The organism is Paracoccus suum, from assembly GCF_003324675.1.
Lineage (GTDB): Bacteria > Pseudomonadota > Alphaproteobacteria > Rhodobacterales > Rhodobacteraceae > Paracoccus > Paracoccus suum.
This window is the reverse complement of sequence record NZ_CP030918.1, coordinates 617,476-644,243: the sequence shown is the minus strand read 5'-3', so window position 1 is coordinate 644,243 and position 26,768 is coordinate 617,476. Positions and strand designations below refer to the sequence as shown.

The window sequence follows — 26,768 nt, the reverse complement described above, 5'->3', positions numbered from 1 at the left end:
GGGCGAAACCGCCGCGCGGGATGTGCGTTGCCCATTGTCCATCGAAAGGAACCGCCATGGCCTCGCGTGCGATCTGGAAGGGACAGTTGCGCCTGTCCCTGGTGTCGATTCCGATCGAGATTCACAGTGCCACGCAATCGGGCCGGGCCATCAGCTTTCGCCAGATTCACGGTCCCACAGGCAAGCCGGTGCGGTATGAAAAGACCGTCGCCGGCGTCGGCCCGGTCAAGGCCGACGAGATCATGAAGGGCTACGAGGTCGGCGACAACGAATACATGCTGCTCGAGCCGTCGGAAATCGACGCCATCCGGTTGGAGACCAAAAAGACCTTTGAACTGGTCCAGTTCGTCGGCGCCTGCGAGATCCCCCCCCTCTATTTCGAGAAGCCTTATTACATCGTTCCCACCGACGAACTCGCTGAGGATGCCTACAAGGTCGTGCGCGACGCGCTGCGCAGGACGGAAAAAATCGGCCTCGGGCAGCTGACCCTGCGCGGGCGCGAGAGCCTGTGCGCAGTCAAGCCCTGCGGTGACGGCCTGTTGATGGAGACGCTGTATTACGCCGAGGAGATCCGAAAGGCCGACCCGCTGTTCGCCGAGATCGGCGACGATGACCCGGACGAGGACCTGCTGGCCGTCGCGACCCAGTTGATCGAGAAAAAGACGGCACCCTTTAAGGCCGACGCTTTTACCGATCACTACGACACCGCTCTGCGCGCGCTGATCGAGGAAAAGCGCAAGTCCGGCAAGGTCAAGCGCGCCCGGACCAGCGATGATACCGAGGGCCCGTCCAAGGGCACCAATGTCGTCGACCTGATGGCAGCACTGAAGGAAAGCCTGAAGTCCGCGGGCGGTGACAAGGCCAAGGCCCCGGCCAAATCCGCCAGGAAACCGGCAGCCAGCAGGGCGGCCGCCAAGAAGGCCAGCTGATGGAATCGCTCGCCACCTATCGATCCAAACGCAATTTCGGCGACACGCCCGAACCTGCGGGCGTCGCAAGGCCGCGGGGGCTGGGGCTGCATTATTCCATGCAGTGCCACGACGCGACGCGGCTGCATTACGATTTGCGGCTGGAATGGGGGGGCGTGCTGCTCAGCTGGGCAGTGACGCGCGGGCCGTCGCTGGACCCGGCCGACAAGCGGCTGGCCGTGCGGACCGAGGATCATCCGCTGGATTATCTGCGCTTCGAGGGCACCATTCCGGCCGGCAATTACGGCGCCGGGGTCGTCATGCTGTGGGACATCGGCACGTGGCAGCCGGTCGACGACATCGACCGCGGCCTTGCCAAGGGCCACTTGCGGCTGCGGATCATCGGCCGGCGCCTGACGGGCGAGTGGCACTTGGTGCGCATCAAGGGCAAGCCCTCCGACAAGGGCCGTGAGAACTGGTTGCTGATCAAGCAGGAGGACGCGGCCGCGCATCAGCCCGATCCGGTCGCGCGGTACACCAGCTCGGTGCTGACAAATCGCGATCACGCCCAGATCGCCGCTGATGCCGAGCCGCGGCCCTTTGGCCCGCCCCGCAAGGCGCCCGCGCCGGCATTCGAGGCGCCGATGCTGCCAACGCTGGTCAAGGATGCCCCGGGCGCGGATGGCTGGTGGCACGAACTGAAGTTCGACGGCTATCGCGGCCAGATCCAGATCGGCGCGGAGGGGGCGCGGTTCCGCACCCGGTCCGGCCTCGACTGGTCGGACCGTTTTGAATCGCTGCTGCCCGCCTTTGAGGAACTGCCCGCCAAGACCGCGCTGATTGATGGCGAGGTCGTGGCCGGCGCCGACCTGGGCGGTTTTGGTGCGCTGCAACGTGCCATCGGCGAGGGCGGCCCGTTCCGGTTCTATGCCTTCGACCTGCTTGAGCGCGATGGCTGTGACCTGCGGGACGAGCCGCTGAGCAAGCGGCGCAAGGCGCTTGAGGCGCTGCTGAAGGACGCGCCCCCCATGGGGCTGATCGAGCTGTCGACCGTGATCGATGGCGACGGCGCGGAAGTGCTGGCGCCGATCTGCGAGGCCGGCGGCGAGGGGATCGTCAGCAAGCGCAGCGACTCGCCTTGGCGCAGCGGGCGCACGACCGCCTGGCTGAAGACCAAATGCGAGCGCCGGGCCGAGTTTGTGGTCCTGGGCTGGCAGCCGTCTGACAAGCGCGGGCGCGAGTTCTCGTCCCTGCTGCTGGGCACGCATGAGGGCGGCAAATGGATCTATCGCGGCAAGGTGGGCACCGGGTTCGACATGGCCACGCAGGCCGATCTGGCCGCCCGGCTGGAGCGCCTGAAAGCGCCGATGGTGCTGGACAAGCGCCCGGCGGATGCGCGCGGTGCGGTCTGGGTCAAGCCACAGTTGACGGTCGAGATTCGCTATGGCGAGGTGACCGATGATGGCCAATTGCGCCACGCCGCCTATGTCGGGCTGCGCGAGGACAAGCCCGCCGAGGAGGTCGTGATGGATAGCGAGGCCCCCACAACCGTCAGCGACGGCGAGCGCGTCATCGTCGCCACCATCGGCGTCTCGCACCCCGAACGGGTGCTGTTCCCGCCCAAAGGCCCGACCAAGCTGGAGTTGGCCCAGTATTACGCCGATATTGCCGACCGTATGCTGCCGATGACGGCGAACCGGCCATTGTCGCTCGTGCGCCTGCCGGACGGGTTGGGCGGGCAGGCCTTCTTTCAAAAGCACCTGCGCAAGGGTTGGCCAAAGTCGCTGAAGCCGGTCCCGGTCGAGACCTCGTCCGGCGTCGAGGACTACATGTACGTCACCGACGCTGCGGGCCTGGTCGGCGCGGTGCAGATGGGGACGGTCGAGTTTCACATCTGGGGCAGCCGCCGCGACAATCTGGACCGCCCCGACCGCATGGTATTCGACCTCGACCCGGATGAGGGCCTCGATTGGGAAAAGGTGCGCACTGCCGCGTTCGAGATGCGGGACGTACTGGCAGAACTGGGCCTGCCGAGTTGGCCCATGCTGACCGGCGGCAAGGGCGTGCATGTGGTGATCCCGCTGCGCCGCACGGTCGGGTGGGACACGGTCAAGCTGTTCTCGCATACGGTGGCCTCGCACTGCGCCGAGCGCTGGCCGGACCGTTATCTGGCCAACATGTCCAAGGCCAAGCGCAGCGGGCGCATCTTTATCGACTACCTGCGCAACGAGCGCGGCTCGACCGCCATCGCGCCCTTTTCGGTCCGGGCGCGGCCGGGGGCAACGGTCGCGTTCCCGCTGTCGTGGCAGGCGCTCGAGGATGCGCCGGGTGCCAATGCCTATGACATGAAACGCGCCCTGGCCGAGGGCAACTGGGACAATGTCGGCGTGCCGGCCCCGGCAAGCCTGCCCGCCGCGATCAAGAAAATGGCCCAGCTTTGGGGCTGAGCCATCGGTGTCTCCAGGTCTGGCAGGCCGGTGTCAGCGGCGGCGGTCGCGCCTCGCGCTCATCGGCTGGAAGGCGACACCGACATGGGCCTCGCAATAGGGCTTGCCCGCCTGCGAGGGGAGGCCGCAGAACCAGAACTTTTCCGTCGCCGGATCGCCGATCGGCCATTTGCAGGTCCGCTCGGTCAACTCCATCAGGGTCAGCTTGCGGGCGCGCTTTTCGACCTCGCGGACCGAGGCGAGGGCCTCGGGGCTGATTTCGTTGGCCGAGGGTTGGGGCGGCAGCGGCTGGCCTGCGGGCACGATCGGCCGCCGCGGGGTAAAGGTCGCGACCGGTGCGGGTTCGGCCTCGGGCTCCGGCTCGGGGGCGGACTTGGCCGCCACGGGCTCGTGGCGCGGCGCCTCGGGCGCAGATGCAGCGGCGGCTGCGGGCGCGGCGGCAGCGGCCGGCGCCTCGGGGGCGGCCTCACCTTCCTCGGTGCGGTTCGACAGGCCCAACCGATGGACCTTGCCGATCACGGCGTTGCGCGTGACACCGCCAAGTTCCTTGGCGATCTGGCTGGCCGACTGACCCTCGGTCCACATCCGCTTCAGCGTTTCGACCCGCTCGTCGGTCCACGACATCGCGCCCACCCTTGCATGTTTTCGGCTGGCCCGGTCTAAGAACCGGGATGCCCGGATATATCCCCACGAACACATGACTTCAAGGCAAGCTGACGCAACGGCTGACCAGCGCCCCATGGGCGTGCGCCGGTTCGGAATGATCAACTGGCTCGGCCTGTGGACGCTGGCCATGCGCGAGGTTCGCCGGTTCATGGCGGTCTGGCAGCAGACCATCTTTGCCCCGCTGATGACGGCAGGGCTATTCGTCATGGTCTTCGCGCTGGCCCTCGGGCGCGGCCGGGGCGAGGTAATGGGGCTGCCTTACCTTGCCTTCCTTGGGCCGGGCGTCCTGATGATGACCGTGATCCAGAACGCCTTTGCCAACACCTCGTCCTCGATCATCTCGGCCAAGATGCAGGGCAATATCGTCGACACGTTGATGCCGCCCCTGTCGGCCGGCGAGATATTGGCCGGCTACCTCGCAGGATCTGTCATACGGGCTGGACTGGTCGCCTCGGTCATCACGCTAGGCATGGCCGTGACGCTCGGCTTTGGCGTCGCGCATCCGCTGTGGGCGATCACCTTCGTCGTGCTGGGCGCACTGCTGATGGGCGGCCTCGGGATCCTCGCCGGGATCATCGCGCAAAAGTTCGACCAGATGGCGGCGATCACCAACTTCATCGTGACGCCCCTGTCGTTCCTGTCGGGCACGTTCTATTCGGTCGAAGCGCTGCCGCCGGCGTTCCGCGCTTTCAGCCACGCCAACCCTATCTTTTACCTGATCGACGGGGCGCGCTACGGCTTTGCCGGGGTCAGCGACGCCTCGCCCGTCCTCGGGCTGGGGGTCTGCCTGCTCGCGCTGGCGGTGGTGCTGGGCCTTGGCTGGTGGTGGCTGCGATCCGGCTATCGGATGAAGGCCTGACGCCCGCCCGGGGCGGAGGATTGCGTCATGCGTCCGCCCGCGCTAACCGTGCAAACCGACTGCAAGCCGCGCCTGAAAACGTCGCGCCGGCGCATTGGCAAGCCCCGCCGGGGCCCATGCCGGCCCGCCGCGCCCTCTACCGCAAGGGACCGCCATGATCGACGCCATCCTGCCGACCTATAATCGCGCCGACCTGGCGTTTGAACGCGGCGAGGGTGCCTGGGCGATTGCCGAGGATGGGACGCGCTATCTGGACCTCGGCGCCGGGATTGCGGTGAACGCGCTGGGTCACGCCAATCCGGCGCTGGTCGCCGCGCTGACCGACCAGGCCAGCCGCATCTGGCATGTCAGCAATATCTACCGCATCCCCCAGCAGGAACGGCTCGCCGAAATGCTGGTCGAGGCCACCTTCGCCGACACCGTTTTCTTTACCAACTCGGGCACCGAGGCGGCCGAACTGGCGATCAAGATGGTGCGCAAGTACTGGGACGCCGCCGGTGAGCCCGAGCGGATCGAGATCCTGACCTTCGAGGGCGCCTTCCACGGCCGCTCGACCGGCGCGATCGCCGCCGCGGGCTCCGAGAAGATGGTCAAGGGCTATGGCCCCTTGATGCCCGGTTTCCGCCAGCTGCCTTGGGGCGACATAGCGGCGTTGAAGGCCGCAATCGGCCCCCAGACCGCCGCCGTCATGCTGGAGCCGGTGCAGGGCGAGGGCGGCATCCGCGTCATGCCCGATGCCGACCTGCGCGAGATCCGCGCCCTGTGCGACAGCACCGGCGCGCTGCTGGTGCTGGACGAGGTGCAATCGGGCATGGGCCGCACCGGCCGGCTGTTCGCGCATGAATGGGCCGGCATCGCGCCCGATATCATGATGGTCGCCAAGGGCATCGGCGGGGGCTTCCCCCTCGGCGCGGTGCTGGCCACCGAAAAGGCAGCGCTGCCGATGACGGCCGGCAGCCATGGCAGCACCTATGGCGGCAACCCGCTGGCCTGCGCCGTCGGCACCGCGGTCATGGGCATCGTCGCGGAACCGGAGTTTCTGGCCGAGGTCGGGCGCAAGGGCGCGCTGCTGCGCCAGCGGCTCGAAGGGCTTGTCGCGGCTCACCCCGCGGTGTTCGAGGCCGTGCGCGGCCAAGGCCTGATGCTGGGCCTGCGCTGCCGGGTCGCGCCGACCGATCTGGTCAAGGCGGGCTATGACCAGCACCTGCTGACCGTCGCCGCCGCGGACAACACCCTGCGCCTGCTGCCGCCGCTGACCATCACCGAGGACGAGATCGCCGAGGCGGTTGCGCGGCTGGACCGGGCCGCGACGGCTGTCGAGGCCGCCCTGCCGACGGAAAGCCATGCTTAGGCCGATGCGCCGGGGCAGGCCGCGAAAGCCGCGACGAGGGGAACGCCAGCCGGACCCCCTCGCCTGACGTTTTCGCAGCCGCCGCGGCGGCAGAGTGCCCGATATGACCAATTTCCTCGACATCCACACCACACCCAAGCCTGACCTGCGGTCGATGATCGACGCCGCGCGAGTGATGAAAGCCGCGCGCGGCGATGCACCCAAGGCGACGCCCGACGCCGAGCAGCCGCTGGCCAACCGCATGGTCGCACTGATCTTTGAAAAACCCTCGACCCGCACGCGCATCAGCTTTGACCTGGGGGTGCGGCAGATGGGCGGGCAGACCATGGTGCTGTCCGGCGCCGACCTGCAGCTGGGGCATGGCGAGACAGTCGCCGATACCGCGCGCGTGCTGTCGCGTTATGTCGACCTGATCATGATCCGCACCTTCGAGGAGGCGACGTTGCATGAGATGGCCGAGCACGCCACCGTGCCGGTCATCAACGGGCTGACCAACCGCACCCATCCCTGCCAGATCATGGCCGACGTGCTGACCTTCGAAGAGCATCGCGGGCCGATCGCCGGGCGCAAGGTGGTCTGGTCGGGGGACGGCAACAACACCTGCCATTCGCTGATCGGCGCGGCCGGACAGTTCGGCTTTGACTTTACCTTCACCGGCCCGCCGCCGCTGGACCCCGAGGCGGCCTTCATGGATTTCGCCCGCGCCCAGGGCGTGCGTGCCGAGATCGAGCGCGACCCCGTCCGCGCCGTCGAGGGCGCCGATCTGGTGGTAACCGACACCTGGGTCAGCATGCACGATCCGGTTTCGGCCCGCGAGCGGCGGCACAATCAACTGCGCGGCTACCAGATCAACGAGGCGCTGATGGCGCAGGCCGGCCCGGACGCACTGTTCATGCATTGCCTTCCGGCGCACCGCGATGACGAGGTCACGAGCGCGGTCATGGACGGCCCGCAGTCAGTCGTCTGGGACGAGGCTGAAAACCGCCTTCACGCGCAAAAAGCCGTGATGCGCTGGTGCCTAGGGGTCTGAAACGTCCCCAAAATTCTTAAAAAACAACGCCTCAGAAGTTGGACTGGACGTTATAGCTGATCGCTATGGCGTCCAGATATTTCATATATTTGAAATATCACGCCACCGCCGACAATCCGGTCATGAGGGCTGCCGGGGGGAACCGCGCGGCCCAACCGACATGGAGGGGAGAGGCATGTTCGAATTTCGCAACCTGACCAGGGCTGCGGGCATCGCCGCAATGATGGCGCTTTGGTCGGCCGCACCGGCCGCCGCCCAAGACCAGATCACGATCAAGTTCAGCCACGTCGTCGCGCCCGACACGCCCAAGGGCAAGGGCGCCGAAAAGTTCAAGGAACTCGCCGAGAAATACACCGAGGGCAAGGTCAAGGTAGAGATCTACCCCAACAGCCAACTCTACAAGGACAAGGAAGAGATGGAGGCGCTGCAATTGGGCGCCGTCCAGATGCTCGCCCCATCGCTGGCCAAGTTCGGCCCGCTGGGCGTCCCCGAGTTCGAGCTGTTTGATCTGCCGATGCTGTTCAAGGACAGTGCTGATCTGCGCAAGATCACCGAGGGCGATGTCGGCAAGGGCCTGATGGCCAAGCTGGATGCCAAGGGCATCAAGGGCCTCGCCTACTGGGACAACGGCTTCAAGATCATGACCGCGAACTCGCCCGTCGTGAACCCTGATGATTTCCTGGGGCTGAAGATGCGCATCCAGTCCTCGAAGATCCTCGAAGCGCAGTTCCAGGCGCTGGGCGCCGTGCCGCAGGTGATGGCCTTCAGCGAGGTCTACCAGGCGCTGCAGACCGGCGTGGTGGACGGCACCGAAAACACGCCGTCGAACACCTATACCCAGCGTGTCTATGAGGTGCAGAAATACGCCAATGTCTCGAACCACGGCTACATCGGCTACGCCGTGATCGTGAACAAGAAGTTCTGGGACGGCCTGCCGGATGACGTCCGCGCCAACCTGGACAAGGCCATGGCCGAGGCGACCGCCTATGCCAATGGCATCGCCGAGGAGGAGAACGCGACCGCCCTGCAGGCCATGCGTGATACCGGCAAGACCGAGTTCCACGACATGACCGAGGGCGAGCGCGCGGAATGGTACAAGGTGCTGCGCCCGGTCCATGAGAAGATGGCGAACCGCATCGGCGCCGACCTGATCCAGCAAACCTATAAGGCGCTGGGAACCCAGTAAGATCGGGGCGCGCAACTACGGCGCCCCTTTTTCCCATTAAGCCTGCCCCTCCGCACAGCTTTGGTCGGGGGGCAACGCCCGCGCCGTTCCGCTTCAGGCGGGGAGCCTGCGCCATGCCTTCGGGCCGGTGACATGGACCGAGGTGCCACGCGCATCGACGGCGACGGTGACAGGCATATCCTTGACGGTGAATTCGTGAATCGCCTCCATCCCGAGCTCGGCAAAGGCGATCACGCGGGCCTCTCGGATCGCCTGTGAGACGAGATAGGCCGCCCCGCCCACCGCGATCAGGTAGGCGGCGCCGTTGCGGGCGATGGCGTCCAGCGTTTGCGGCCCGCGCTCGGCTTTGCCGATCATCAGCGCGACCCCGAGGCGGTCCAGCATCATGTCGCTGTAGCCGTCCATTCGACTGGAGGTGGTGGGACCCGCGGGGCCAACGACCTCGCCCGCAACGGGGTCGACCGGGCCAACATAATAGATGGCGCGATCGCGAAAATCGACCGGCAGCAGTTCGCCCGCGGCCAGCATCTGCTGGATGCGGCGATGGGCGGCGTCGCGGCCGGTCAGCATCCGGCCGGACAGCAGCAGCGCCTCGCCGGGCTGCCAGCTGGCGATCTCCTCCCGGGTCAGGCCGTCCAGATCGACGCGTCGGGCATCGCGCCAGGCGTCGCGGAAATCCAGTTCGGGCCAGTCGGACAGATCGGGCGGCGTCAGCCGCGCCGGGCCGCTACCGTCCAGTTCGAAATGCACATGCCGGGTAGCCGCGCAGTTCGGCACGACGGCAACCGGCAGCGAGGCTGCATGGGTCGGAAAGCTGCGCACCTTGACATCCAGCACGGTGGTCAACCCGCCAAGGCCCTGCGCCCCCACTCCAAGGGCGTTGATGCGGTCGATCAACTCCAGCCGCAGCTCCTCCTCCGGCGTGGCGGCGCCGCGGGCGCGAAGCTGGTGCGCGTCGAGCGGCTCGTTCAGGGCCTGCTTTGCCATGACCATCGCCTTGTCGACGCTGCCGCCGATACCCACCCCGAGGATGCCCGGCGGGCACCAGCCGGCGCCCATCCCGGCCACGGCCTCGACCACCCAGTCGGCGACCGAAGCCGAGGGATTCAGGACCGCAAAGCGGGACTTGTTCTCGGATCCGCCGCCCTTGGCCGAGACGTCAAAGGCGATGCGATCGCCCGCGACCATCTCGACATGCAGCATGGCCGGGGCATTGTCGCCGGTGTTGCGCCTTTGGCCGAGCGGGTCGGCAACGACCGATGCACGCAGCGGGTTGTCATTCTGGCGCCACGCGCGGCGCACGGCGTCATCGACGATCTGCTGCAGCGGCCGGTCCCAGTCGAGGCGCGCGCGAACGCCGATGCGGGCGGTGATGTTGGCAACGCCCGTGTCCTGGCAGATCGGGCGATGGCCGAGGGCGGCCATGCGCGAATTGACCAGGATCTGGGCCATGGCCCCCTTGGCAGCCGGGCTCTCCTCGGTCCGCCACGCATCGGACATGGCGCGGATGAAGTCCGCCGGGTGGTAGTACGATATGAATTGCAAGGCGTCCGAGACGCTGGCGATCACATCCTCTTCGCTGATGGCCGGCATGGCTGTCCCTCTGGTTAGCGGGCGGCGTCGGCAGGTTCGGTTGCGCCGATCCAGCGGCCGGTTCGGGCCAGGTCGTGCAGCGTCTCGCGCGCCAGGGCGAGCACGGTTGACACGGCGCTGGTCATCGGCCGGCTGGCGGAATGGGCGAGGTAGATGCCGCGCGTGATGCCCGGCGCGGCAACCGGCCAGCTGCGCAGCCGCGCCTCCGCAACCTCAGCCGCGATGGCGTGCTCGGGCAGGATCGAATAGCCCAACCCCTCGGCCACCAGTGCCTTGATGTTGCTGTAGGATTCGACGTCGATCACGGTGTTCAGTTCCACCTGATGGACCTGGGCATGGCGGCCGAGCAGGTCACGCAGCCCGTGGCCGATGCCCGGCAGGATCAGCGGCAGGCGGGCGATCTCGGCAAAGGCCAGCGGGCTGTGGGGCGGCGGCAGGACCTCCGACCGCAGTCCCTCGGCGGGCCCAAAGAACTGCAACTGCTCGTCCAGCAACTGCTCGGTCCGGATGCCGTGCTCGGCCGCCTGGCCGTAAAGCACCGCCAGATCGATCCGCCCTTCGCGCATCCATTCGAGGATAAAGCCGCTCATCGCCTCGGCGATGCGCAGCTTGATCCGCGGGTAGCGCTGGTTGGCGGCGGTGATCAGTGGCACGGCAAGGATCTGGCCGATGGTGCCGGGCAGGCCGAGGCGCACGTCGCCCGCGGGATCGCTATGGCGGCCGCGCACCTCCTCGGCGGCGACGGTGATCTGGTCCATGATGATGCGTGCATGGCGCAACAGGATGGTGCCGGCCTCGGTCAGCTCGACCCCGCGCGGGGTCCGCACCAGCAGCGCGGTGCCGAGGGCGGCCTCCATGTTCCGCACGTGCAGCGACAGGGCGGGCTGCGCGACATGCAGCACCACCGCAGCCCGCGAGAACGAGCCTTGCTCGGCAATGGCGATGAAATAGCGAAGCTGGCGAAGGTCCATCATCGGCGGGGTCCCGGCAGGCAGAGGGCATGGAAGCACAAGGCGACCCTGACGGCAAACAAGGGATTGCCTGCGGCGCCATGCCAGAATGTTATGGCGCGCCTGTCGAAGCCCTATTGGACAAGTGGCGGCCATTGCCGTCCTGATCACCGGCGCATCCAGAAGGGGCAGCCAATGACCATCACGCGAACCCTGGCCGATTTCAGCGTCCTGACGCCGGCCGCCACGATTCCCCGGGAAGTTACCACGAGGGCGCTGGCGCTGGTGACCGATCTGGCCGGCTCGGCCATCCGTGCGTCGAACGACAGCGCTTCCAGCCCGGCCATGCTTGCGATGCTGGACCGGCTGGGGCTTGCCGGCGGGGGCGATTGCACCGTCCTGGGCCTGCAGCGCCGCTTTGGCGCAGGGGCGGCCGCACTGCTGAACGGCGCCTTCGGCCACTCGCTGGATTTCGACGACACCCATTCCGATAGCTCGCTGCACCCGAGTGCGCCCGTGGTGCCGGCGCCACTGGCCGCGGCGGAGCTGACGGATGCCACCGGGCAAGAACTGCTGGTCGCCACCGTCATCGGCTTCGAGGTCTGCTGCCGCCTCGGCATGGCGCTTGACCCGACCGCGCATTACGCACGCGGGTTTCACCCCACGGCGACGGCCGGCACCTTCGGCGCGGCAGCGGCGGCGGGCCGGCTGCTGGGGCTGTCGCCAGAGGCGATGGTCTCGGCCTTCGGCATCGCGGCGAGCCAAGCCTCCGGCTCGCTGCAGTTCCTGGAAAATGGCGCCTGGAACAAGCGCTACCAGGTGGGCGAGGCGGCGATGAAAGGCCTGATGGCGGCCACCCTCGCGGCCGAGGGTTTCCGCGGCGCGACCGAGGCGCTGGAGGGCACGCATGGCTTTCTTAAAGGCTACAGCGACGGCGCCCAGCCGCTGCGCGCGACCGCCGATCTAGGCACGGTGTGGGAGACTCTGCGCATCGGCGTGAAACCCTATCCCGCTTGCCGCTATACACATGCCGCCGTTGACGGACTGCTCGCCCTGCAGCGGACGCATGGCTGGACGCCAGATCAAGTGACGGCGGTTCGGGTTGGCCTGCACCGCAACGGCATCGCGCTTGTCGGCGCGCCGCTGGCGGAAAAGCAGCGTGCACGCAGCATCGTCGCGGGCCAGTTCGCGATGCCCTTCACCGCGGCAGTTGCGCTGCTGCGGGGCCGCTTCGGCTGGGACGATTACGATCTGCTGGGCGATGCGGAGGCCGAGGCGCTTGCCGGGCGGGTGGATGTCTGGCGCGACCCATCGCTGGAGGGGCTGCGCCACCCGTTCGGCGCAACGCTCGAGGTGCGGGCCGATGGCGCAGTGCATCACCTGCGCATCCCCGATCCGTCGGGCGAGCCGGAGACCTTCCCCGATGCCGCTGCGCTGGCAGCCAAATTCCGGTCGCTGACGGCGCCGGTCCTGAACGGTGCCGATGGTGAATGGCTGGAACGGCTGGCCAGCCTAGGGCAGGGCGCGTGCGTCCGGCAGGTATTGGCCTGATTGGCAGCGCCTTAAACTCTGAACGTGTCATAGCCTGATGCTCTAACGGCCATCGAATTCATATATTTGAAGTATCGCTCGGCTTTGGGCAGTTTGCCGGGCAACGCAGAACCGGAGGAGCGCATGGATCATCGCAGCGACGCCCATCAGGAGATCCGTGACGCCGTGCGCGCCCTTTGCGCGCAATTCCCGGACGAATATCATCGCAAGGTCGACCTCGCTCGCGCCTACCCCGAGGAATTCGTCGAGGCCCTGACGAAATCCGGCTGGATGGCTGCGTTGATCCCCGAGGAATACGGCGGATCTGGCCTCGGCCTGACTGAGGCGAGCGTCATCATGGAGGAAATCAACCGGGCCGGCGGCAATTCGGGGGCCTGCCACGGCCAGATGTACAACATGAACACGCTGGTGCGTCACGGATCACCGGCGCAGCGCGAGAAATACCTGCCCAAGATCGCCAGCGGCGAATTGCGGCTGCAATCCATGGGCGTGACCGAACCCACGACTGGAACCGATACGACCAAGATCAAGACCACGGCCATCAAGAAGGACGGCCGATATGTCATCAACGGCCAGAAGGTGTGGATCAGCCGGGTGCAGCATTCCGACCTGATGATCCTGCTCGCGCGCACCACCCCGCTGGCCGAGGTCGCCAAGAAAACCGAAGGACTGTCTATCTTTATCGTCGATGTGAAGGCGGCCATGGCCTCCGGCATGGAGGTGCGCCCGATCCTGAACATGGTCAATCACGAGACCAACGAGCTGTTCTTTGACAACCTGGAAATCCCCGAGGAGAACCTGATCGGCGAGGAGGGTCAGGGCTTCAAATACATCCTGACCGGCCTGAATGCCGAACGCGCGCTGATTGCCGCGGAATGCATCGGCGACGGTTATTGGTTCATCGACCGCGTCACTAATTACGTCAAGGAACGCGTCGTTTTTGGCCGTCCGATCGGCCAGAATCAGGGCGTGCAATTCCCCATCGCCGAAAGCTTCATTGAAATCGAGGCCGCCAATCTGATGCGCTACGAGGCATGCCGCCTTTATGACGCGCAATTGCCCTGCGGCGCGCAGGCGAACATGGCCAAATACCTGGCGGCAAAAGCCTCGTGGGAGGCGGCGAATGCCTGCCTGCAATTCCACGGCGGTTTCGGCTTTGCCTGCGAATATGACATCGAGCGCAAGTTCCGCGAAACGCGCCTTTACCAGGTCGCGCCAATCTCGACCAACCTGATCCTGTCCTACGTCGCTGAACACATGCTCGGCCTGCCGAGGAGCTTTTGATGGCCACGCTGCCCCTGGATGGGCTGACTGTCATTGCCATCGAGCAGGCCGTGGCCGCGCCCTTTGCCACGTCGCGCCTTGCCGATGCCGGCGCCCGGGTCATCAAGGTCGAGCGGCCCGAAGGCGATTTCGCGCGCGGTTATGACGATGTCGCCAAGGGTCAGGCCAGCTACTTCGTGTGGCTGAACCGCGGCAAGGAATCGCTGGCGCTCGACTTGACGCGCGCCGAGCACAAGCAGCGGCTGGAGGGCCTGCTGGCGGGCGCCGACGTCCTAGTCCAGAACCTCAAGCCGGGTGCGCTCGCGCGGCTGGGCTTTGGCTTCGAGCGGCTCGCGGCCGACTTTCCGCGACTGATCGTCTGCTCGATCTCGGGTTATGGCGAGACAGGGCCGATGGCGGATCGCAAGGCCTATGACCTGCTCATCCAGGCAGAATCGGGGCTGTGCTCGATCACCGGTGGCCCGAACGAGCCGTCGCGGGTGGGGGTCTCGCTGGTCGATATCGCAACCGGGGCGACCGCGCATGCTGCGATCCTCGAGGCGCTCATCCGGCGCGGGATCACAGGGCAGGGGGCCAACATCCAGGTGTCGATGTTCGACGTCATGGCCGACTGGCTGACGGTTCCGCTGCTGAACCACGAGGGGGGTAAATCGCCCCGCAGGCTCGGCCTCGCGCATCCTTCGATCTCGCCCTACGGGGTGTTCACCTGCAAGGATGGAAGCCAGATCCTGATGTCGATTCAAAGCGATCGTGAGTTCGCCAAGCTGGCGAAGGTGTTTCTCGGCGATGCCCAACTGGCCTGCGATCCGCGATTTGCGACCAATGTGGCGCGCGTCGCCAACCGGACCGAGACCGACGCCATCGTGGCAGGGGCCTTTGCCCGGCTGACCGAGGCTGAGGCAACAGCGCTGCTGATCGCAGCCGACGTGGCCTTCGCCTCGGTGAACGACATGGCGGCCCTGTCGTCGCATGCCCAGTTGCGCCGCATCACCGTGGACACGCCCAACGGCCCGGTCAGCTACCCCGCGCCGGGTGCAGTCTTTGCGGGTGAGACGCGGGAATACGGCCCGGTCCCGGCCCTGGCGGCGGTCGAGGGATGAGCGCGCTCGATCTCGGGCACCTCCGCGACTGGATCGGTCGCGAGGAAGTTGCCGCCGAGCGCGTGACTGCCGCCCTGGTGCAGCGCTTCAATGCGACATTCGACCGGCAGGGCGAGGTGCGCGAGGGCAATATCGCGCCGGCGATGATCCACCTCTGCCTTGCCCCGCCGACCGCGCCGACCGCCAGCCTCGGCCCCGACGGCCATCCGGCGCGAGGCGGTTTTCTGCCGCCGGTCCCACTGCCGCGCCGGATGTGGGCAGGCGGGGCACTGACCTTTCAGGATGCGATCCGCGTTGGCGATCTGGTCACGCGCCGGTCGACGATCCGCGACGTGACACTCAAGGAGGGCCGCAGCGGCAGGCTCTGCTTTGTCACCGTCGAGCATCGGATCGACAGCGCCGGCCGGCTGGCAGTCCACGAGCGTCAGGACATCGTCTATCGCGACATCAGCACAGCGGCCCGAGCGCCCGAGCAGGCGCCGCGGGGCACGCATCGGCAGCGCGTCACCCCCTCGGCCGCATTGCTGTTTCGCTACTCGGCGCTGACCTTCAACAGCCACCGCATCCACTACGACGCCCCCTATGTGCGGGACGAGGAGGGCTATCCCGGCCTGATTGTGCACGGGCCACTGCAGGCGACGCAACTTGTGCAACTGGCCGAGGCGTTGGGGGGCAGCCCTCCGGCGCGGTTCGAATTCCGCAGCCTCACGCCAATCTTCGACACCCAGGACTACGTACTGAATGCCGCGGCAGATGGCGACGGCATGCGGCTGTGGACCGCGGCCGTCGATGGTCCTGTGGCGATGGAAGCGCGGGCGACATGGTGACTGGCATCCGAGCGCCGCTATTCGTGCCGGCTGACCGGCCCGAACGATTTGCCAAGGCCGCAGCCTCGGGCGCGGATGCCATCATTCTTGACCTGGAAGATGCGGTTGCGCCTGACTCCAAGGACGCCGCGCGGGCTGCGCTTCGCTGCGATTTCACCGACCTGCCGGTCATCGTGCGGATCAACGGTCATGGCACGCCATGGCACGAGACCGATCTGGCAGCCGTCGCCGCCCAGCAATTTGCGGCGGTGATGTTGCCCAAGGCCGAAGCCCCGGCGATCTGTGGCGACGTTGCTTTGCGCGCAGCAAAGCCGTTGATCGCACTGATCGAGTCAGCAACCGGACTGGCACATGCGCGCAGTATCGCGATGGCGTCGGGCGTGATCCGGCTGGCCTTCGGCTCGGTTGATTTCTGTGCCGATCTGGGGTGCGCGCATCTGCGCGAGGTGTTGCTGCCGGCGCGCTTCGAACTGGTGCTGGCGTCGCGGCTGGCCGCGATCGCGCCGCCCCTCGATGGCGTCGCACTGAACCTGGACGATCCGTCCGCCAGCCATGACGATGCGGCCCATGCCAAGGCACTGGGGATGACGGGCAAACTGTGCATTCACCCCCGGCAGATCGCCGAGGTGCGCCGCGCGTTTGTCCCGACCGCGAGCGAGGCTGCCTGGGCCGAGCGGGTGCTTTCGACGCGTGATGGCGCGGTGGCGCTCGATGGGGCGATGGTCGACGAGCCCGTGCGCATCCGGGCACGGGCGATTCTCGCGGCTGCCGCGCAGCTTGGCGAGAGCTAGTCCGGTGACACCCTCCGAGCTTTAAGCCGCCGACGGGCCCGGGCGCCGGGAGTTCGTCCCTGAACCGGATCAAATCACGCGACGGCGGGCATCACGTCTCGCGGAATGCGCGTGTAAAGTAGTCGGTCAACGGTTTCAGAAGATAGGCCAGCGGGCTGCGCTCTCCGGTCTGGACATAGATCTCGACCGGCATGCCGGGCACGAGGGACAGCTGGCCCAGCTTTGCCAACTGATCGGCGCCGATGGTCACCTCGGCCCGGTAGTAGGGCAGCTTGGTACTCTCGTCGACGACCGAGTCGGCCGAGATCTGGGCAAGGACGCCGTCGATCTCGGGTGTCGTGCGCGAGGAAAAGGCAGAAAAACGCAGCACGACCGGCTGCCCGATCCGCACCTCGTCGATGTTGATTGGGGCGATGCGCGCGGCGATCACCAAGGGACGGTCCTGGGGGATCAGATACATGACCGGCTCGGCCGCACGGATCACGGACCGGGGGGTGGTGATCTGCATCTGGTGGACGATACCGGCAACCGGGGCGCGGATCTCCAGCCGGGCGATCTGCTCGGTCAGCGAGCGGCGACGCTCGGCCAGTTCAAGCGTGCGATAGCCGAGATCGCGCAATTCGACCTCGGCCTTTTCCCGACGCTCGGCAGATTTTTGCAGACGCTCAATGCCGATTTCGGTGATCTTGATTTCGGCCTGGGCACGGTCTGAAGTCAGCTCGCCCAGCTGCCCGTCAAGCGCGGCAGCGTTGCGTTGCAACGCGAGTACCCGTGGCGCCTGCGCGAGCCCCTTTTTCAGCAGGGTCTCGGCGTCGGTCAATTCTTCGCCGATCAGCGCGCGCTGCTGCGCCAAGGCATCCTTTTGCGCGTCGATGCCGACGATCTGGGAATGGATCTGGTCGATCTGCTTGTCGAGCTGGTCCAGCGATTGGGTCAGTGTCGCCAAGCTGGCTCGGAACAGATCCTCCTGTCCCGCGATCAGGTCGCGCGCGTCGGTGTTGGTCTTGGCGGCCACGACCAGTTCTTGGGGGAAGGTCAGGGTGGTGCTGTCGGCGCGCTCTGCCTCAAGGCGGCCGCGGCGGGACAGCAGTTCGAAATACTGGCCTTCGACGATCGCAAGTTCAGTGCGCAGCAAGCTGCCGTCGAGGCGGATCAGGGGCTGGCCCGCTTTCACAGACTGCCCGTCGCGGACCAGTATCTCGTCGACCACGCCGCCGTCCGGGTGCTGGACAATCTGGCGGTGCTGCTCGACCTCGACCTGGCCGCTGGCCACCACGGCGCCGGCGATGCGTGCGCCCCACGCCCAAGCACCAAAGCCGCCAAAGAGGATGAACAGAGCTAGGAAACCCATGAGCACCGCGCCTTGGGCCGACCAGCGGCGGGGAGGGGGCGGGGGCGGCAGGTCGGGGGGCGGCCTATGCGCAGGCGGCAAGGCGGGGGGGGCCGGCGGGCCGGCGGTTGGAACCGGGCGCAGGCTGGCCTGCCGTTCCGTCAGCGCGGTCGAGGCGGCCCGTGGGGCAGGCTCGCGCGGAGCGGCGGTGGAGGCCGCTTGAGAAGTTGCTGCTGCATCAGCTTGGGCTTCCTTGGGCTGTCGATCGCCAAGATGCGGCGCGTCCCGCCGGGTAGCGGCGCCGAGGTGAGGCGCGTTCGGTCTAGTCCCCGTGCCGGGCGGCGTATCCGATTCGGGCCGCACACCTGCAGCGGCCGCCTCGGGCAATGGCGCGCCGGCAGCCGACGTCCGCTCGGTGGCCCCCTCGATATGACGGGTGCTGCGTCCCGACTGATACGGGGCGGCGGTGACGCCGGCGATGCGGTAAGGCTGCACCGACGGCTTGCGGGCCGCCGCCTGGTCAGTCGGCGAGGCGGCGACCGCATCGTCGGGTTCTTTGCGCGAATCGCTCATGCGACCCCTGTCCCCGTCCCGGCGCCGCGGCGGATTTCCTCGGCGTTCTTAACCATCGACTTCAGCACCTCGTCGCGCGGGCCAAAGGCGCGGCGCATCCCCGAATCGAGCATCAGCAGCACGTCGCATTCGGAAATAGCGGCGGGGCGGTGGGCCATGATGATGACCGCCCCGCCGCGCGCCTTGATCGCGCGGATCGCCTGGTTCAGCGCCAGTGAGCCGTCATTGTCGAGGTTCGAGTTCGGCTCGTCCAGAATGAACAGCACCGGCTCGTCATAGAGCGCGCGGGCGAGGCCAATGCGCTGGATCTGCCCGCCCGAGAGGCGCCCTCCGGTCTGGGTGACGCGCGTGTCGTAACCCTGCGGCAGGTCCAGAATCATGCGATGGGCGTTGGCGGCGGTCGCAGCGGCGACCACGCGCTCGGCGTCGGGACGCTCGCTGAGGCGAGCGATATTCTCGGCGATGGTGCCGTCGAACAGCATGACCTGCTGCGGCAGATAGCCGATCAGGCGGCCGAGAACGTCAGGCTCGTACTGGTCGAGCGTGGCGCCGCCAAGGCGGATGGTTCCAGCGCCCGGCGGCCAGCCGCCGATCAGCGCCTTGGCGAGGGTCGTCTTGCCCGCGCCCGAGGGGCCGATCACGCCCATGGCCTGACCGGGCGAGAGGGAAAAGCTGACCCCGCGCAGGGTGGCGATCTGCTGGCCTGGCGGCACGACCGACAGGTGATTCACCTCCAGCCGGGCGGGGGGACGGGGCAGCGCGGTACGGCGCTGGACCGGGGGTTGGCGCGACAGCAGCGCCGCAAGGCGGGCCCAGCCATCCTGGGCGCGCTGGACCATGGACCAGCCGCCGACCACCTGCTCGACCGGGGCGAGGGCACGCCCCATCAGGATCGATGAGGCGATCATCGCACCGGGCGTGACTTCCTGGCGCAGGACCAACCAGGCGCCGGCGGCGAGCAGGGCGCTTTGCAGAAACAGGCGGAAGGTGCGCGACATGACGGTAAAGGTCGCCGCGCGGTCCGCGCCCACGACCGAGGCGCCGGTGGCGCTGTCCCGGGCCGCCTTCCAGCGCGCATAGGCGGCGCCACGCATGCCCAGCGCGCCGACAAGTTCGCCCGCGTCGCGATAGAGTTCCGACATGCGGTCCGCCTGCGCGCCGCTGAGCATCGCCTGGTGCAGCGGAGCCCGCGACAGCCACTGGTTGAGGAGCGTGACCACCACCAGGAATGCCGCGCCGGCCAGGGCGACGTAGCCGAGAACCGGGTGCAGCAGGAACACCGCCGCCATGAAGAACGGCGCGAAGGGCAGGTCGAACAGCGCCAGCAGCAACGGCGAGGAAACCAGCCGGTAGATCGAGTCGAGATCGCGCAAGCCGGCCTTGACCACATGCTCGTTGCCGCTCTCGCCGCCCTCCTGCAGAGAGGCCGCGAAAACCCGACCCTCCATCCGTTCCTGAAAGCGGGCGGCGACGCGCAGCATCACCCGGTTGCGCATCAGGTCGATCACGCCCATCAGCAGGAACAGGAAAGTGATCAAGGCGAACAGCGCCGCGAGCGTCGGCACCGAGCGGCTGGACAGCACCCGGTCATAGACCTGCAGCATGAACAGCGGGCCCGTCAGCATCAATATATTGACTGCAATGGAAAAAAGCCCGACCGGGACCAGCAGGGACCAGCCTGTGGCACGGGCTGAAGCCAGCTCTTTGCGTCCATCGTGCCGCATTGGCGCCTGCGCCATTCAGAACTCCGCCCGTGAACTGGCCGCGCAAAACCGGCGCTGGGCCGCCAAAACCCCCGAGGGTGTCGAGACGATGTCTAGCGCGGGCCATCCGGATTCGCTACGTCCTAGCGCCAAATGGTTCACAAATCTTTACCCCCCGCCCCTTTCCTCGGCCGCTGCGCGGCCATTGGCGCCATGCTGGTGCTGTCGGCCTGCGCCGGCAGGGGGGATGACCCATATGCGCCCTTCAACCGGCAGATGCATGCCTTCAACGCCGGCGTCGACGCCAAGGTCGTGCGGCCGCTGACCTCGCCGCTGAAGCGGGGTAAGGCGCAAGGCGCGCCCTCAGCTGATGCCGCGGCTGCGCCTTCGCTGATGGACGGCATTACCAATATCGGCGGCAACCTGTCGCTGCCCGGCAAGGTTGTGAACCATCTACTGCAGGGACGGCCGCAACCCGCGGCGCAGAATGCGGGGCGGTTTCTGGTGAACTCGACCCTTGGCCTCGGCGGCCTGATGGATCCGGCCGGGCGCGAGTTCGCGCTGACCGAGGTCGACACCGATTTCGGCGAGACTCTGCATGTCTGGGGCGTGCCCGAGGGCGCCTACCTCGAGTTGCCGATTCTCGGTCCCTCGTCCGAGCGTGACGCGGCCGGCCGGGTCGTCGATTGGCTGATCGATCCGATGGACCAGTGGCTGCCAGACGACGCGCGGGTGGCTGCGCGGGCGGTCAAGATCGTGGCCAAAGTCGGCAAGCGCGCCAAATACGGCGATACCGTGGATAGCGTGCTGCATGACAGTGCCGACAGCTACACGCAGACAAAGCTGCTGTATCAACAACATCGCCGACATGAGCTGGGGCAGGAGGCCGAAATCATTGACCCATATAGCGACTGAAACGCGGCGCGGTTTTCTTGGGCTGATGGCCGGGGCAGGTGTCCTGGCGGTCGCGCGCCCCGCGCTGGCCCTGTCAACCGACGGGGCCCGCACGCTGATCCAGCACGCCGTGGCCGATGTCTATTCGGTCATCAACTCCGGCCTTCCGGCGCCGCAGATGTATGCCAGATTCACGGACATCTTTGTGCGCTACGCCGATGTGCCGGTGATTGCACGCAGTTGCCTGGGCCCGGCGGCGCGTCAGGCCCAGCCGGCAGCGCTGACTAATTATACCAACGCTTTCACCGGCTATATCGGCCGCAAATACGGCAAGCGTTTCCACGACTTTGTCGGCGGTCGCATCGATGTCGGGCAGGCGGCGCCGGTCAAGTCCTTCGTCGCAGTGCAGTCGACCGCCTATCTGAACGGACAGGAGCCGATCGCCGTCGAATGGCACGTATCCGACAAGTCGGGGCAGGTGCGATTCTTCAACCTGATCGTCGAGGGTGTGAACATGATCTCGACCGAACGGGCCGAGATCGCGGCGCTTCTGGGTCGGCACAAGGGCGATATCAACGCTCTGGCGAGCGATCTAGCCCGCGCTAGCTGACGTGCCGTAACAGGACCGGCGCTTCAGCTGGTTTGTCACACGCCATGGATTCAAAAAATGCGGGCGCCGGGGGTCAGATCCTGGCGCCCGCTCTGAACTGACAGCGCGTCAGGTCCCGCCCAGAATGCCGCCCAGCGCGTCGGCCAACGGGTCGCGCGCGCCCTGTGCGCCCTGGCTTTGCGGCACGACACGGACCGGGCGGGTCGGGGCGTTGGTCGGGTCAGAGGTCTGGACGTTGCCCGCCACCTGCGGGGCCGCCAGCTGGCCGCCCGGCTGGCCAAGCGCCTCGCCCAGGGCCGCTGCCAAGGGATCGCCGCCCTCGATGGCCACCGGGGTGATCTGCGTTGCGCCCGCGCCGTCCGGGAAATCGGTGCCCAGCGGCACGTTCGGCAGACCGTCACTGATCTCGGCCATGACGGCCTGCCAGATTTCGGCCGGCAGGCCGCCGCCGGTGACGCCTTTCAGCGGCTTGTTGTCGTCATAGCCCATCCAGACGCCGGTCACATATTGATCGGTAAAGCCAATGAACCACGCATCGCGATAGCTGGAGGTGGTGCCGGTCTTGCCCGCGGCATCGCGCCCGCCCGGCAGCTTGGCCCGGGTGCCAGTGCCGTGCTGGATGACGTTGCGCATCATGCCGATCAACTCTCCTGCCGCCTTTTGCGAGATGACGCGGGTACCCATGCCGCCCGACTGGCCGATCAGCGGGCGCTCGTCGGATTTCAGGCGGAGTTCGATCATCCCGTAGGGGCGCACGGCAGTACCGCCGTTGCGGATGCCGGCATAGGCGCCGGTCATTTCCAGCAGCGTGGTCTCGCTGACGCCGAGGCCGAGGGACGGGCCGGAGGCGAGGTCATGGGCAAAGCCGAAATCTTCGGCGATGCGGCGCACGGCATCGCGGCCAACAGCCTCCTGCAGGCGGATGGTGGCGGTGTTCAGCGATTGCGACAGCGCGGTCGTCAGCGTCACCTCGCCCCGGTAGTTGCGGGTATAGTTCTGCGGCGACCACGGCCCCGAGCCGCGGATGTTGATTGTCAGTGGCGCATCCAGCACCCGCGAATCGGGCGAATACCCCTGGTCGAGGGCCGCCGCGTAGACGAACGGCTTGAAGCTGGAGCCGGGCTGGCGCCGGGCCTGCGTTGCGCGGTTGAAGGTGCCGTCGGCGGTATTGCTGCGGCCGCCGATCATTGCCCGGACGGCGCCGTCGCTGCTCATGACCACGACCGCGGCCTGCGCCTTGGAGCCCTCGTTGACCTTCTCGTCAAAGATCTTGTTCAGCGCGCGCTCGGCGGCGCGCTGAACCCGCTGGTCGAAGGTCGTCTTCAGCGTCACGTCCTCGGTCGTCTCGCTGGTCAGGAAACCGGGCCCGCTCTCCATCAGCCAATCGGCGAAATAGCCGCCGGCGCGAGCGGTGGCGGCGCGGCTCAGCTTGGCGGGCTCGGCCTTGGCGGCGGCCAGCTGCTCGGGGGTGATGTAACCTTGGCTCGCCATCAGCCCCAGCACTACACCCGCCCGGTCACGCGAGCGGGCAATGTTGCTGACCGGCGAGAAATAGCTGGGCGCCTTCAGCAGGCCGGCCAGCATCGCCGCCTCGGGGATGGTCACGTCGGCCGCGGGCTTGTTGAAATAACGCTGTGCCGCAGCTTCGAAGCCGCGCGCACCGGCGCCCAGGTAGCTGCGGTTCATGTAGATGTTGAGGATGTCGTCCTTGGAGTATTTCACCTCCATCGCCATGGCGTAAGGGACTTCCTTGATCTTGCGCCACAGGCTGCTGGCGCGGCAGTCGGCCTCGAATGCGGCCTCGTCCTTCCAGCGGGTCGGATCGAAGGTCTCGCCCAGGCACAGCAGTTTGCTGACCTGCTGCGTGATGGTCGAGCCCCCGTTCCCCTCCAGCGCGCCGCGCCCTTCGGCGAGGTTGATCTTAATCGCGCTGGCGATGCCGCGCGGATCGACGCCGAAGTGGCGATAAAAGCGCCGGTCCTCGGTCGCGACGACGGCCTGGCGCAAGACCGGGGCGATCTTGTCCGAGGTGACCATGCCGAAGGTCTCGCCGCGCCAAGCAAAGACCCGGCCGTCGGTGTCGAGCATGGTGACGCTGCCGCGGGCGCGCCCGTCGAACAGCTTGGATGCCTCGGGCAGGCCCTGGTAGAAATAAGCGACGGCAAGGCCGAGGATCAGGAACATCGTCAGGCCAAGCCGCCAGACCGAGCCCCACAAGATCCGCCAGAGCAGCACGAAGGTGCCGGTCACGCCGCGCGTGATGGCATTGCCGCGGCGCGGTCCGCGCCCGCCCCGTCCGCCGCGCCGCGGCTGGCCCGAGGCAGTCTTGGACGGCGCGGAATAGCGCTGGTCGGCGGCGATGCGCCGGGGATTACCAGTCGGTTTCTTCATGTACTGAGGTCTGCCCGTCATGCGCGGCCGCTTTACTGCGGCCTGTTGGCCGCGACGATACAGCAATGCGCCGCGCGTGGGAACGGCCCTGACCCAACCGTGACCTGCCGTCTTTGCGGGCAGTTTCAGGAGATTCTGCCCAAGGAGGCGGCGTTTCGCCCAATGCGGCGCGACAGGGGCCATCCCGCGCTTGAGCGCCCTGCTGCCCGCGCCGCTGAGTTGCCGGACAGACAAGAGGTGACACATGACCCGATACCGGCCCCGGCCAATCCCCACGCCCCCAACAAGTGCGATGTTCACCCTCGCGTTGCTGATAGCGGGTGCGCTGCCTGCTGCAGCGCAAGACACCGTGGTCGCCATGGGCACCGGCTCCGTCGACAAGGGGGACGTGACCTGGATGCTCGTCTCGACCATCCTCGTCGTAACGATGATCCTGCCGGGGCTTGCGCTGTTCTATGGCGGACTGGTCCGGGCGCGGAACATGCTCAGCGTGCTGATGCAGGTTTTCACGATTTTCTGCGTGATCACCTTGCTCTGGGTGATCTACGGCTACAGCCTCGCTTTTACCGGGCCCGAGGCGGGGGGCGGCGTCGCCTCGTTCATCGGTGGGCTGGACAAGGCGTTCCTGCGCGGCGTGACGCTGGACTCGACCGTCGCCACCTTCAGCGACGGCGTGCGACTGCCAGAACTTTCATTCGTGGCCTTTCAACTCACGTTCGCCTGCATCGCCCCGGCGTTGATCGTCGGCGGCGTCGTCGAGCGGATGAAATTCTCGGCCGTGCTGGTATTTGCGGTGCTATGGTTCACTTTTGCCTATCTGCCGATGGCGCATCTGGTCTGGTACTCGGGCGGGGCGCTGTTCCGCCTCGGCGCTCTGGATTTTGCGGGCGGCACGGTCGTCCATATCAACAGCGGCGTCGCGGCGCTGGTGGCGGCGATCATGGTCGGCCCGCGCCTTGGGTTTGGCCGTGACCAGATGCTGCCGCACAACCTGACCTTCACCATGATCGGCGGCTGCCTGTTGTGGGTCGGCTGGTTCGGCTTCAACGCCGGCTCGAACCTCGAGGCGAACGCCCTGACGGTGCAGGCACTGCTGGCGACGTTGGTCGCACCGGCCGCCGCCGCCCTCGCCTGGACGCTCGCCGAATGGGCGTATCGCGGTCACCCAAGCATGCTCGGCGCGGTATCGGGCGCAGTCGCTGGACTGGTCGCGATCACGCCTGCGGCGGGCACTGTCGGCACCATGGGCGCGCTGGTGATCGGACTGGCCGCGGGGCTGATCTGCCTGTGGGCGGTCGTCGGGCTTAAAAGAACGCTGGGCTATGACGACAGCCTCGACGTATTCGGCATCCATGGCGTCGGCGGGATCGTCGGCGCAGTACTGACCGGCGTCTTTGCCGCCCCGGGCCTCGGCGGCTTTGCTGGCGAGGCATTTTCGATCGGTGCGCAGGTAGCCAAGCAACTCATCGGCGTCGGGGTGGCGGTGCTGTGGTCAGGCGCGGTCTCGGCCGTTATCCTGGTGGGCCTGCGCGCCATCCTGGGCCTGCGGGTGACCGAAAACGACGAGCGTGAGGGGTTGGACCTGACCACCCATGGCGAGCGGGCCTATTCCAACTGAGCCACAGGGGCACGAGAATGGCCGCGCGCCGTTTGGCCTGCGACCCTATCGTCCGCAACGACGGGTCAGGCGATCCGCTGGACGACGAAATCGCTGAGGTCCTGGAGCGTCGACTTGATCTTCCCATAGGGCAGGGGCGCGAGGGCCCCGCGTGCACGGGCGGCCCAGCCGAGGGCATCGTTCCGCGCCGCCGCCATCGCCCCAGTCGCGTCCAGGCGGCGCATCGCCTCGTCCAGATCGCCGTCCCGCTGCTCGCCCGCCTCTATCACCCGCGACCAGAAGGCCCGGCCCTCGGCATCGGCGGCGGCGACTGCCTTGATGACCGGCAGTGTCACCTTGCGCTCGCGGAAATCATCGCCGGTATTCTTGCCGATGGCGGCGGCGGTCCCGCCGTAATCCAGCAGATCGTCAGCGATCTGGAACGCGATCCCCACTGCATCGCCATAGTCGCGCAGGCCGCGAACCTCGGCCTCGGTGCCGCCGGCGATGATGCCGCCAACCTCGGCCGCTGCCGCGAACAGGGCCGCGGTCTTGCCGCGGACGACCTGCAGGTAGATTGCCTCGTCGGTCTTCAGGTCCTGGGCCGCGGTCAGCTGCAGCACCTCGCCCTCGGCGATGGTGGCCGAGGCGTCGGCCAGGATGTCCAGCACCCGCAGGTTCCCGGTTTCGGTCATCAACTGGAACGAGCGGGCGAACAGGTAATCGCCGACCAGCACGCTGGACTTGTTGTCCCACAGCAGGTTGGCTGTCGGCCGGCCCCGGCGCTGGCTGCTTTCATCGACCACGTCGTCATGGAGCAGGGTCGCGGTGTGGATGAACTCGACCGTCGCGGCGAGGCGGACGTGGTCGTCGCCGTCATATCCAAGCGCCCGCGCGGCGGCGAGGGTCAGCATCGGACGCAGTCGCTTGCCCCCGGCCTCCACCAGATGAGCCGTGACCTCCGGGATGCGGGGGGCGTGCCGGCTGGCCATGCGTGTGCGGATCGCGGTGTTCACCCGCGCCATGTCGTCGGACAGGATCGCGCTGAGGCGGTCCATCGGGCTGAGCATGCGGTCGGAACTGTCCATGGTGGCGGCTGAACCTTTCGGGCCGTCCCATGCCACGCC

At 67.2% G+C, this 26,768-nt stretch carries 21 protein-coding genes; 14 read left to right on the top strand and 7 right to left on the bottom strand.

From position 1 onward, the window contains the following. Positions 1-56 precede the first annotated feature (56 nt). The gene (ku, locus tag DRW48_RS03135) at positions 57-929 is read left to right on the top strand and encodes a non-homologous end joining protein Ku (protein ID WP_114075137.1); all 873 of its coding nucleotides are present in this window, start codon (positions 57-59) and stop codon (positions 927-929) included. Continuing rightward, positions 929-3,355 carry a DNA ligase D gene (ligD, locus tag DRW48_RS03130; protein WP_114075136.1) on the top strand — a complete coding sequence of 809 codons (2,427 nt, stop codon included), beginning with the start codon at positions 929-931 and terminating at the stop codon, positions 3,353-3,355. Before ku ends, ligD begins: the two co-directional genes overlap by 1 nt. A gap of 33 nt (positions 3,356-3,388) precedes the next feature. Here ligD and DRW48_RS03125 read toward each other — a convergent pair whose 3' ends face one another. Then, positions 3,389-3,979 (bottom strand): GcrA family cell cycle regulator, encoded by a 591-nt coding sequence (locus tag DRW48_RS03125; protein WP_114075135.1) that lies wholly within the window; start codon positions 3,977-3,979, stop codon positions 3,389-3,391. 115 nt (positions 3,980-4,094) lie between these two features. On the opposite strand from DRW48_RS03125, the gene DRW48_RS03120 reads away from it, so the two are divergent. The 4 genes from DRW48_RS03120 (at position 4,095) to DRW48_RS03105 (ending at position 8,447) form a co-directional block, all read left to right on the top strand. Beyond that, positions 4,095-4,880, top strand: coding sequence for an ABC transporter permease (locus DRW48_RS03120; protein ID WP_114075134.1), 786 nt, complete (start codon positions 4,095-4,097; stop codon positions 4,878-4,880). Positions 4,881-5,034: 154 nt separating this feature from the next. Next, positions 5,035-6,231 (top strand): aspartate aminotransferase family protein, encoded by a 1,197-nt coding sequence (locus DRW48_RS03115; protein ID WP_114075133.1) that lies wholly within the window; start codon positions 5,035-5,037, stop codon positions 6,229-6,231. A 103-nt stretch (positions 6,232-6,334) separates the two neighbouring features. Then, complete coding sequence (gene argF / locus DRW48_RS03110; RefSeq protein WP_114075132.1) at positions 6,335-7,261, top strand: ornithine carbamoyltransferase; 927 nt, start codon at positions 6,335-6,337, stop codon at positions 7,259-7,261. Positions 7,262-7,436: 175 nt separating this feature from the next. Continuing rightward, positions 7,437-8,447: a TRAP transporter substrate-binding protein gene (locus tag DRW48_RS03105; protein WP_114075131.1), complete on the top strand. Its 1,011-nt coding sequence runs from the start codon at positions 7,437-7,439 to the stop codon at positions 8,445-8,447. Positions 8,448-8,540: 93 nt separating this feature from the next. Here the strand turns inward: DRW48_RS03105 and DRW48_RS03100 are convergent, their stop codons facing one another. Together DRW48_RS03100 and DRW48_RS03095 are read right to left on the bottom strand one after the other, a co-directional pair. Beyond that, a complete protein-coding gene (locus tag DRW48_RS03100) occupies positions 8,541-10,040 on the bottom strand; it encodes a fumarate hydratase (RefSeq protein ID WP_114075130.1) in 1,500 nt (499 codons plus the stop codon). A gap of 14 nt (positions 10,041-10,054) precedes the next feature. Beyond that, complete coding sequence (locus DRW48_RS03095) at positions 10,055-11,014, bottom strand: LysR family transcriptional regulator (protein WP_114075129.1); 960 nt, start codon at positions 11,012-11,014, stop codon at positions 10,055-10,057. 171 nt (positions 11,015-11,185) lie between these two features. Here DRW48_RS03095 and DRW48_RS03090 point away from each other — a divergent pair, with 171 nt between their 5' ends. The 5 genes from DRW48_RS03090 to DRW48_RS03070 all read left to right on the top strand — a co-directional run bounded on the left by DRW48_RS03090 (position 11,186) and on the right by DRW48_RS03070 (position 16,543). Beyond that, positions 11,186-12,541, top strand: coding sequence for an MmgE/PrpD family protein (locus DRW48_RS03090; RefSeq protein WP_114077328.1), 1,356 nt, complete (start codon positions 11,186-11,188; stop codon positions 12,539-12,541). A 123-nt stretch (positions 12,542-12,664) separates the two neighbouring features. Further along, the gene (locus tag DRW48_RS03085) at positions 12,665-13,825 is read left to right on the top strand and encodes an acyl-CoA dehydrogenase family protein (protein ID WP_114075128.1); all 1,161 of its coding nucleotides are present in this window, start codon (positions 12,665-12,667) and stop codon (positions 13,823-13,825) included. Next, the gene (locus DRW48_RS03080) at positions 13,825-14,925 is read left to right on the top strand and encodes a CaiB/BaiF CoA transferase family protein (protein ID WP_114075127.1); all 1,101 of its coding nucleotides are present in this window, start codon (positions 13,825-13,827) and stop codon (positions 14,923-14,925) included. The genes DRW48_RS03085 and DRW48_RS03080 overlap by 1 nt, the downstream gene beginning before the upstream one ends. Further along, entirely contained in the window at positions 14,922-15,752 is an 831-nt protein-coding gene (locus tag DRW48_RS03075; RefSeq protein WP_114075126.1) for an HTD2 family dehydratase, read from the top strand. Before DRW48_RS03080 ends, DRW48_RS03075 begins: the two co-directional genes overlap by 4 nt. Next, on the top strand, positions 15,746-16,543 hold the full coding sequence (locus DRW48_RS03070) for an HpcH/HpaI aldolase/citrate lyase family protein (RefSeq protein WP_114075125.1): 798 nt from the start codon (positions 15,746-15,748) through the stop codon (positions 16,541-16,543). Before DRW48_RS03075 ends, DRW48_RS03070 begins: the two co-directional genes overlap by 7 nt. A 91-nt stretch (positions 16,544-16,634) precedes the next feature. Here the strand turns inward: DRW48_RS03070 and DRW48_RS03065 are convergent, their stop codons facing one another. Continuing rightward, entirely contained in the window at positions 16,635-17,894 is a 1,260-nt protein-coding gene (locus DRW48_RS03065) for an HlyD family type I secretion periplasmic adaptor subunit (protein WP_241963431.1), read from the bottom strand. Between the two features lie 548 nt (positions 17,895-18,442). Further along, positions 18,443-20,185, bottom strand: a complete 1,743-nt coding sequence (locus DRW48_RS03060) for a type I secretion system permease/ATPase (protein ID WP_114075123.1) — start codon at positions 20,183-20,185, stop codon at positions 18,443-18,445. A 177-nt stretch (positions 20,186-20,362) separates the two neighbouring features. Between DRW48_RS03060 and DRW48_RS03055 the strand changes: the two genes are divergently transcribed. Both DRW48_RS03055 and DRW48_RS03050 read left to right on the top strand, forming a co-directional pair. Then, positions 20,363-21,064 (top strand): MlaA family lipoprotein, encoded by a 702-nt coding sequence (locus DRW48_RS03055; RefSeq protein ID WP_114075122.1) that lies wholly within the window; start codon positions 20,363-20,365, stop codon positions 21,062-21,064. After that, entirely contained in the window at positions 21,045-21,653 is a 609-nt protein-coding gene (locus DRW48_RS03050) for an MlaC/ttg2D family ABC transporter substrate-binding protein (protein ID WP_241963356.1), read from the top strand. Before DRW48_RS03055 ends, DRW48_RS03050 begins: the two co-directional genes overlap by 20 nt. Before the next feature lie 108 nt (positions 21,654-21,761). On the opposite strand, the gene DRW48_RS03045 is transcribed toward DRW48_RS03050, so the two are convergent. Further along, entirely contained in the window at positions 21,762-24,044 is a 2,283-nt protein-coding gene (locus DRW48_RS03045; protein WP_114075120.1) for a transglycosylase domain-containing protein, read from the bottom strand. A gap of 244 nt (positions 24,045-24,288) precedes the next feature. On the opposite strand from DRW48_RS03045, the gene DRW48_RS03040 reads away from it, so the two are divergent. After that, positions 24,289-25,662 (top strand): ammonium transporter, encoded by a 1,374-nt coding sequence (locus tag DRW48_RS03040; protein WP_114075119.1) that lies wholly within the window; start codon positions 24,289-24,291, stop codon positions 25,660-25,662. Positions 25,663-25,727: 65 nt separating this feature from the next. Here DRW48_RS03040 and DRW48_RS03035 read toward each other — a convergent pair whose 3' ends face one another. Next, positions 25,728-26,729 carry a polyprenyl synthetase family protein gene (locus tag DRW48_RS03035; protein ID WP_241963355.1) on the bottom strand — a complete coding sequence of 334 codons (1,002 nt, stop codon included), beginning with the start codon at positions 26,727-26,729 and terminating at the stop codon, positions 25,728-25,730. Between the last annotated feature and the right edge of the window lie 39 nt (positions 26,730-26,768).

Coding starts and splice junctions, on each gene's coding strand:
- ku (WP_114075137.1), top strand. CDS start 57: ATGGCCTCGCGTGCGATCTGGAAGGGACAGTTGCGCCTGTCCCTGGTG.
- ligD (WP_114075136.1), top strand. CDS start 929: ATGGAATCGCTCGCCACCTATCGATCCAAACGCAATTTCGGCGACACG.
- DRW48_RS03125 (WP_114075135.1), bottom strand. CDS start 3,979: ATGTCGTGGACCGACGAGCGGGTCGAAACGCTGAAGCGGATGTGGACC.
- DRW48_RS03120 (WP_114075134.1), top strand. CDS start 4,095: ATGGGCGTGCGCCGGTTCGGAATGATCAACTGGCTCGGCCTGTGGACG.
- DRW48_RS03115 (WP_114075133.1), top strand. CDS start 5,035: ATGATCGACGCCATCCTGCCGACCTATAATCGCGCCGACCTGGCGTTT.
- argF (WP_114075132.1), top strand. CDS start 6,335: ATGACCAATTTCCTCGACATCCACACCACACCCAAGCCTGACCTGCGG.
- DRW48_RS03105 (WP_114075131.1), top strand. CDS start 7,437: ATGTTCGAATTTCGCAACCTGACCAGGGCTGCGGGCATCGCCGCAATG.
- DRW48_RS03100 (WP_114075130.1), bottom strand. CDS start 10,040: ATGCCGGCCATCAGCGAAGAGGATGTGATCGCCAGCGTCTCGGACGCC.
- DRW48_RS03095 (WP_114075129.1), bottom strand. CDS start 11,014: ATGATGGACCTTCGCCAGCTTCGCTATTTCATCGCCATTGCCGAGCAA.
- DRW48_RS03090 (WP_114077328.1), top strand. CDS start 11,186: ATGACCATCACGCGAACCCTGGCCGATTTCAGCGTCCTGACGCCGGCC.
- DRW48_RS03085 (WP_114075128.1), top strand. CDS start 12,665: ATGGATCATCGCAGCGACGCCCATCAGGAGATCCGTGACGCCGTGCGC.
- DRW48_RS03080 (WP_114075127.1), top strand. CDS start 13,825: ATGGCCACGCTGCCCCTGGATGGGCTGACTGTCATTGCCATCGAGCAG.
- DRW48_RS03075 (WP_114075126.1), top strand. CDS start 14,922: ATGAGCGCGCTCGATCTCGGGCACCTCCGCGACTGGATCGGTCGCGAG.
- DRW48_RS03070 (WP_114075125.1), top strand. CDS start 15,746: ATGGTGACTGGCATCCGAGCGCCGCTATTCGTGCCGGCTGACCGGCCC.
- DRW48_RS03065 (WP_241963431.1), bottom strand. CDS start 17,894: ATGGGTTTCCTAGCTCTGTTCATCCTCTTTGGCGGCTTTGGTGCTTGG.
- DRW48_RS03060 (WP_114075123.1), bottom strand. CDS start 20,185: ATGGCGCAGGCGCCAATGCGGCACGATGGACGCAAAGAGCTGGCTTCA.
- DRW48_RS03055 (WP_114075122.1), top strand. CDS start 20,363: ATGCTGGTGCTGTCGGCCTGCGCCGGCAGGGGGGATGACCCATATGCG.
- DRW48_RS03045 (WP_114075120.1), bottom strand. CDS start 24,044: ATGAAGAAACCGACTGGTAATCCCCGGCGCATCGCCGCCGACCAGCGC.
- DRW48_RS03040 (WP_114075119.1), top strand. CDS start 24,289: ATGACCCGATACCGGCCCCGGCCAATCCCCACGCCCCCAACAAGTGCG.
- DRW48_RS03035 (WP_241963355.1), bottom strand. CDS start 26,729: ATGGACAGTTCCGACCGCATGCTCAGCCCGATGGACCGCCTCAGCGCG.